This is a genomic window from Rhizobacter sp. Root404 (assembly GCF_001425865.1).
GTDB lineage: Bacteria > Pseudomonadota > Gammaproteobacteria > Burkholderiales > Burkholderiaceae_C > LMDS01.
In genome coordinates this window covers 1-5,515 of the sequence record NZ_LMDS01000002.1, presented here as the reverse complement: position 1 = coordinate 5,515, position 5,515 = coordinate 1, and the positions used below count along the sequence as shown (strand labels likewise).

Annotated in this window: 5 protein-coding genes and 1 pseudogene; 1 reads left to right on the top strand and 5 read right to left on the bottom strand. The window is 70.7% G+C overall.

Annotated features, from left to right (window positions below; all coding sequences use genetic code 11):
- From ASC76_RS04570 to hisD, 4 genes are all read right to left on the bottom strand, one after another.
- Positions 1-182 (bottom strand): ATP-binding cassette domain-containing protein (locus tag ASC76_RS04570; RefSeq protein WP_157615305.1); only part of this gene is annotated, 182 nt, incomplete at its 3' end.
- A 16-nt stretch (positions 183-198) separates the two neighbouring features.
- Positions 199-1,206 (bottom strand): taurine ABC transporter substrate-binding protein, encoded by a 1,008-nt coding sequence (tauA, locus tag ASC76_RS04565; protein ID WP_056463249.1) that lies wholly within the window; start codon positions 1,204-1,206, stop codon positions 199-201.
- A 24-nt stretch (positions 1,207-1,230) separates the two neighbouring features.
- Entirely contained in the window at positions 1,231-2,436 is a 1,206-nt protein-coding gene (locus tag ASC76_RS04560; protein ID WP_056463245.1) for a DegT/DnrJ/EryC1/StrS aminotransferase family protein, read from the bottom strand.
- 7 nt (positions 2,437-2,443) lie between these two features.
- A complete protein-coding gene (gene hisD, locus ASC76_RS04555; protein ID WP_056463242.1) occupies positions 2,444-3,763 on the bottom strand; it encodes a histidinol dehydrogenase in 1,320 nt (439 codons plus the stop codon).
- A 125-nt stretch (positions 3,764-3,888) separates the two neighbouring features.
- On the opposite strand from hisD, the gene ASC76_RS04550 reads away from it, so the two are divergent.
- The gene (locus ASC76_RS04550) at positions 3,889-5,388 is read left to right on the top strand and encodes a PLP-dependent aminotransferase family protein (RefSeq protein ID WP_056463239.1); all 1,500 of its coding nucleotides are present in this window, start codon (positions 3,889-3,891) and stop codon (positions 5,386-5,388) included.
- 4 nt (positions 5,389-5,392) lie between these two features.
- Here ASC76_RS04550 and ASC76_RS25045 read toward each other — a convergent pair.
- Positions 5,393-5,515: pseudogene (locus ASC76_RS25045) on the bottom strand (taurine ABC transporter permease); the annotation flags it as partial.

The window sequence follows — 5,515 nt, the reverse complement described above, 5'->3', positions numbered from 1 at the left end:
CTGGACGGCGGCAGGAACCCGGCGATCGCGTTGAGCAGCGTGGTCTTGCCGCAGCCCGACGCGCCCAGCGCGACGACGAAGTCGCCGTCGTGCATCGTCAGCTTCACCGGCGCCAGCGCCTGCAGCATGCCGCCCTTGACGGCGTAGTTGACCGTGAGGTCGCGAATGTCCAGGGTCGGCATGGCGGCACCGTGCGCGCTACTTGGCCATCGCCTTCTTCACGTACACGTCGGTGACGAACGACGAGTAGTCCGGCTTCACTTCCTGCACCCGGCCCTGCTCCTTCAGGAAGGTCGCCGTCTTGGCCATCGCCTTCGCGACGCCACCGCCCAGCCAGGTCGGCGAGGCCTCTTCCTCGAGCGACAGGTACTTGTACAGGCCCATCGATGCGGACAGGCCCTTCGCGTCGGCCTTCGACCATTTCGCGACCGCCTTGATCTGGGGCGAGTCGTCGGTCCACTTCGCGAGGTTGGCGCGGTAGTCGGCCTGCGCCTTCGCCATCACCTTGACCAGCGCGACCATGAAGCCCTCGTTCGCCGCCGCCCACTTGGCGTTGACGATGACGCTGTCGAAAGTCGGGAACCCACGCGCGCCAATCTCGCCGCTGGTGGCGATCACCTTGCCGTTGCCCTTGATCTTGGACAGCACCGGGTCCCAGATGAAGGTCGCGTCGATGTCGCCGCGCTCCCAGGCGGCGGCGATCTCCGGCGGCCGCATGTTCATCACGTTGACCTTCTTCGCGTCGACGCCGTCGAGCTGCAGCGCGGCCATCAGCTGGTAGTGGGCCGTCGACACGAACGGCGTCGCGACCTTCTTGCCCGCCAGGTCCTTGACGCTGGCGATGCCGGAGCCGTTGCGGGCCACCAGCACCTCGGCGTTCGCGATGTCGTCGAGGATGTAGAAGACCTTGATGTCCTGGCCCTGCGTCGCCGCGGCGGTCACCGGGCTGGAGCCCGCCTCGCCGATCTGCACGTCGCCCGAGGCCATCGCCTTGATGACGTCGCCGCCGCCGCCGAACATGCGCCAGTTGATCTTGTAGCCGGTCGCCTTCTCGAACTCCCCGCTCTCCATCGCGGTGCGGTAGGGCACGAGCGTGTCCTGGAACGCGAAAGTCACTTCCTTGGTCTGGGCCTGGGCGCCCTGAACCAGGCCGAGGGCCGTCACGGTGGCCCACATGAACATGGTCTGACGTCGATTCATCTTCATCGCTCTCTCCTGGGGTTGGTCGGGCTAACGGGGGGAATGACGCTGGATCGAATCGCGCACGACCTCGGCGATCGCGTTGCAATCGGCCGGGGTCAGCGTGAGCGGCAGGCGCAGGTCGCACAGGCCCGCGAGCACGCGCTCGGCATTGGGCAGGCGCTGCTGGTCGGGGAAGAAGCGCCAGTGCTGCCAGGCGCTGGTGAACCCGGCCGGCTCGGCGGCACCGAACCACTTGATGTGCACGCCGCGGGCACTGCACGCCGCAATGACGGCGCGGCACGCGTCCGGGTCCAGGCCGACGAGCGAGAACTGCAACGAGCTGGCGACGAAGCCCTCCTCGGCCGGCCGCACCGGCAGGCGCAGGTGCGGGACGCCGGCGAGCGCGGTACTAAGCCAGCGGTAGCGCTCGTTCCAGCGCCGGCAGCGGTCGGCCAGCGCCGCGCCGAACTGCGGACGGGCGGCGGCCGCCGCCAGGTTGCTCATGCGCAGGCTGAAGTTCGGCGTGCGGTACTTCCAGCGCTCGAACACCGCCTCGTCCGGCCGCGCCAGGTGCGAGGCGTAGAGCATGTAGCTGCCCGACATCAGGATCGCGCGCGCCGCCAGGTCGGCGTCGGCGGTGACGAGCAAGCCACCCTCGCCGCTGTTCGCGTGCTTGTAGCTCTGCAAACTGAAGCAGCCGGCGAGGCCCCAGGTGCCGGTCGGCTTGCCGGCCCAGTCGGCGCCCATCGTGTGGGCGCAGTCCTCGACCACCCGCACGCCGGCGGCCTCGCACAGGCGGGACAGCCGCGCCATGTCGCAGACATGGCCGCGCATGTGCGACAGCAGCAGCGTGCGCGCGCCGCTCGCGGCGATCTTGCGCTCGAGGTCGTCGAGGTCGATCGTGTAGTCCTCGGTGACGTCCACCAGCACCGGGTGCGCGCCGGCATGCGCGATCGCGCCCGGCACCGGGGCCAGGGTGAAGCAGTTGGACAGCACCGCGTCGCCCGGCTGCACGCCCGAGGCGCGCAGCGCGACGAACATCGCCGAGCCGCAGGAGTTCAGCGCCACGCAGTACGGCACGCCGAGCGACTGCGCGAACTCGGCTTCGAGCTGCGACGCCTCCGACGGCTTGGCGCCCGTCTCGCCGTAGCGGTGCAGCTTGCCGCTCGCCAGCAGGCCGAGCACCGCGTCGACCGCCGCGGGCGGCAACGGCTCCTGGGCCGTCAGGTCGAGGTCGAGGCGGTCGGCGTCCATCGCGGCCTTAGGTCCCGTGGCCGCCGAGCGTGCCCAGATCGAAGCGCTCCTGCGGGTAGTACTTGGCCAGCCGCGCGTCGGCGGTGCGCGCGTGGCCCTCCATGCCTTCGAGCCGCGAGATGCGCGCCGCGACCTGGCCGACCGTGCGCGAGGCACCGCGGTCCAGCCGCTGCCAGGTCACCGTCTTGATGAACTTGCCGACGCTCAGGCCGCCGGAATAGCGCGCCGCGCCGCGGGTCGGCAGGATGTGGTTCGGCCCGCTGCACTTGTCGCCGTAGGCCACGGTGGTCTCCTCGCCGAGAAACAGCGAGCCGTAGTTGTTCAGGTTCGCGAGCCACCAGTCCAGGTCGCGCGCCATCACCTGCAGGTGCTCGCACGCGTAGGCGTCGCTGAGGGCGACCAGTTCCTCCCGCGTGTCGGCCACCACGACCTCGGCGTAGTCGCGCCATGCCGCGGTCGCCGCCGCGCGCGCCACGTCGGGCAGCGCGGCGATGAAGGACGGCGCGAGGTCGATCACCTGCTGGCCGAGTTCGCGCGAGCTCGTCATCAGCCAGACCGGCGAATCCGGGCCGTGCTCGGCCTGGCCGATCAGGTCGGCGGTGACGACGCGCGGATCGGCGGAGTCGTCGGCGATCACCGCCGATTCGGTCGGCCCGGCGACCACGTCGATGCCGACGCGGCCGAACAGCATCCGCTTGGCTTCGGCGACGAAGCGGTTGCCCGGGCCGACGATGATGTCCGCCGGGCGGCCGGTGAACAGGCCGTAGGCCATCGCGGCGACCGCCTGCACGCCGCCCAGCGCCAGCACGGTGTGTGCGCCGCTGAGCTTCATCGCGTACAGGATCGCCGGGTGGATGCCGACGTCGCCGTGCGCCGGCGAGGCCGCAACGATGTGCCTGACCCCCGCCACCGACGCGGTGCCGACGCTCATCACGGCGCTCGCCGCATGGGCGTAGCGCCCGCCCGGCACGTAGCAGCCCGCCGTCTGGCACGGGATCAGGCGCTGGCCGGTCACGAGCCCCGGGATCAGCTCGGCCTGGAACTCCTGCATCGAGTCGCGCTGGCGGCGGGCGAACTCGAAGACGCGATCGCGGGCGAAGCGGATGTCCGCCTTGACGCCCTCGCTCAGTGCGGCCTCGGCCTTCGCGAACGCCGCCTCGCCGACGACGATCTCGCCCTGCCAGCCGTCGAACTCGCGCGCCAGCCGGGTGGCCACGTCCTCGCGGCCGCGCTCGATCTCGGCCAGCAGGCGCTGCACGGTCTCGCCGGTGGCGGTGTCGATCGCCTGGACCGGCGGGTGGGCCTTCTTGAGGTACTCGATGCTCATTGTCGTGCGACTCTGGATTTCGGTCGTTGCATCCTAGGCCCGGAGCCCGGCGAGGCATAACGCCAGATTTCCACGATCAATAAGTCCAGAATGGCGCCACCGATCGTCGAACCGAGGGCTTCCCGATGACCCGCACCGTGCGCACGAGTGAACTGATGTGGCAGCGGCTGTTCCGCCGCTTCGAGGGCCAGAGCAGCACCTTGCAGGGCCAGCTGCGCGACATGCTGGTGCACGCGGTGCTGGAAGGCTTCGTCCAGCCGGGCATGCCGCTGCCGTCGGGCCGCCTGCTCGCGACCACGCTCGGCGTGTCGCGCGTGACGGTGACGCTGGCGATGCAGGGCCTGATCGACAAGGGGTTGGTCGAGGCGCGGGCGCGCAGCGCGTACTACGTCAGCGAACGGCTGCAGGACACCTACCTCGGCGCCCGCCAGCGGCGCGACACCGTGGCGCCCGGCACGCCGCCGCGCTGGCGCGAGCGGCTGATGAAGCAGCCCTCGGCGCAGCGCAACATCCGCAAGCCGGCCGACTGGCAGAGCCAGCCGTACCCGTTCATCTACGGCCAGTTCGACGCGGCGCTGTTCCCGTTTCGCGACTGGCGGCGCTGCGTGCTGGAGTCGCTCGATGCGCGCGCGGTCCGGCGCTGGGCGCCCGACCACATCGACCGCGACGAGGACGCGCTGGTCGAGCAGATCCATCGCCGCCTGCTGCCGGCGCGCGGCATCTGGGTCGAGCGCGACGAGATCCTCGTCACCAACGGGGCGCAACAGGCCACCTCGCTGCTGGCGGAGCTGCTGATCGGGCCGGCCACGCGAGTCGGGATCGAAAACCCCTGCTACCCGGACGCGCGCAACAACTTCGCGCTGCGCACCCGGCACATCCGGCTGCTGCCGATCGACGACGAAGGCCTGGTGCCCACGGCGGCGTTGTCGCGCTGCGAATACGTCTACGTCACGCCGAGCCACCAGTGCCCGACAACGGTGACGATGTCGCTCGCGCGCCGCCATGCGCTGCTGGCGCGGGCCGAGCGCGACGACTTCATCGTGATCGAGGACGACCACGAGAGCGAGCTCAACTTCTCCGGCCAGCCCACCCCGGCGCTGAAGAGCCTGGACGGCGCGCAGCGGGTGATCTACCTGGGCAGCCTGTCGAAGACGCTGGCGCACGGCCTGCGCCTGGGCTTCGTCGTGGCGCCGGCGGAACTGGTGCGCGAGCTGCGCGCGCTGCGGCGCTTGATGATCCGCCACGTCTGCACCAACAACCAGCAGGCGGCGGCGAACTTCATCGCCCACGGCTACCAGGAGGCCTACCTGCGGCGCCTGAACATCGCCTACCGCGAACGCGCCCGCACGCTGCGCCAGGCGCTCGCCGTGCACGCGCCGGCGCTGCAGCCGATGGCCGCGCACGGCGGGTCGGCGCTGTGGGTCACCGGGCCCGAGGGGCTGGACGGCGAAGCGCTCGCACAGCGGCTCTACACGCAGGGCGTGGTGGTCGAGCCGGGCGAGGTGTTCTATGCCGGCGCGAAGCCGCCGCGCAACCGGTTGCGGATCGGCTATTCGTCGATCGCCGCGGACCGGATCGAGCCCGGCGTGCGCCTGCTGGCCGAGGCGCTGGTGCGCGCCGGCTGACCTACTACATGCGTCCCTTCCACGGCACGACGGTGCGCTCGACCCAGCGCATCAGCAGGTCGAACATGTAGGCCACGACGCCGATCACGATGATCCCCATGATCACGATGTCGGTGCGCAGGAAGTT

Coding starts and splice junctions, on each gene's coding strand:
- tauA (WP_056463249.1), bottom strand. CDS start 1,206: ATGAAGATGAATCGACGTCAGACCATGTTCATGTGGGCCACCGTGACG.
- ASC76_RS04560 (WP_056463245.1), bottom strand. CDS start 2,436: ATGGACGCCGACCGCCTCGACCTCGACCTGACGGCCCAGGAGCCGTTG.
- hisD (WP_056463242.1), bottom strand. CDS start 3,763: ATGAGCATCGAGTACCTCAAGAAGGCCCACCCGCCGGTCCAGGCGATC.
- ASC76_RS04550 (WP_056463239.1), top strand. CDS start 3,889: ATGACCCGCACCGTGCGCACGAGTGAACTGATGTGGCAGCGGCTGTTC.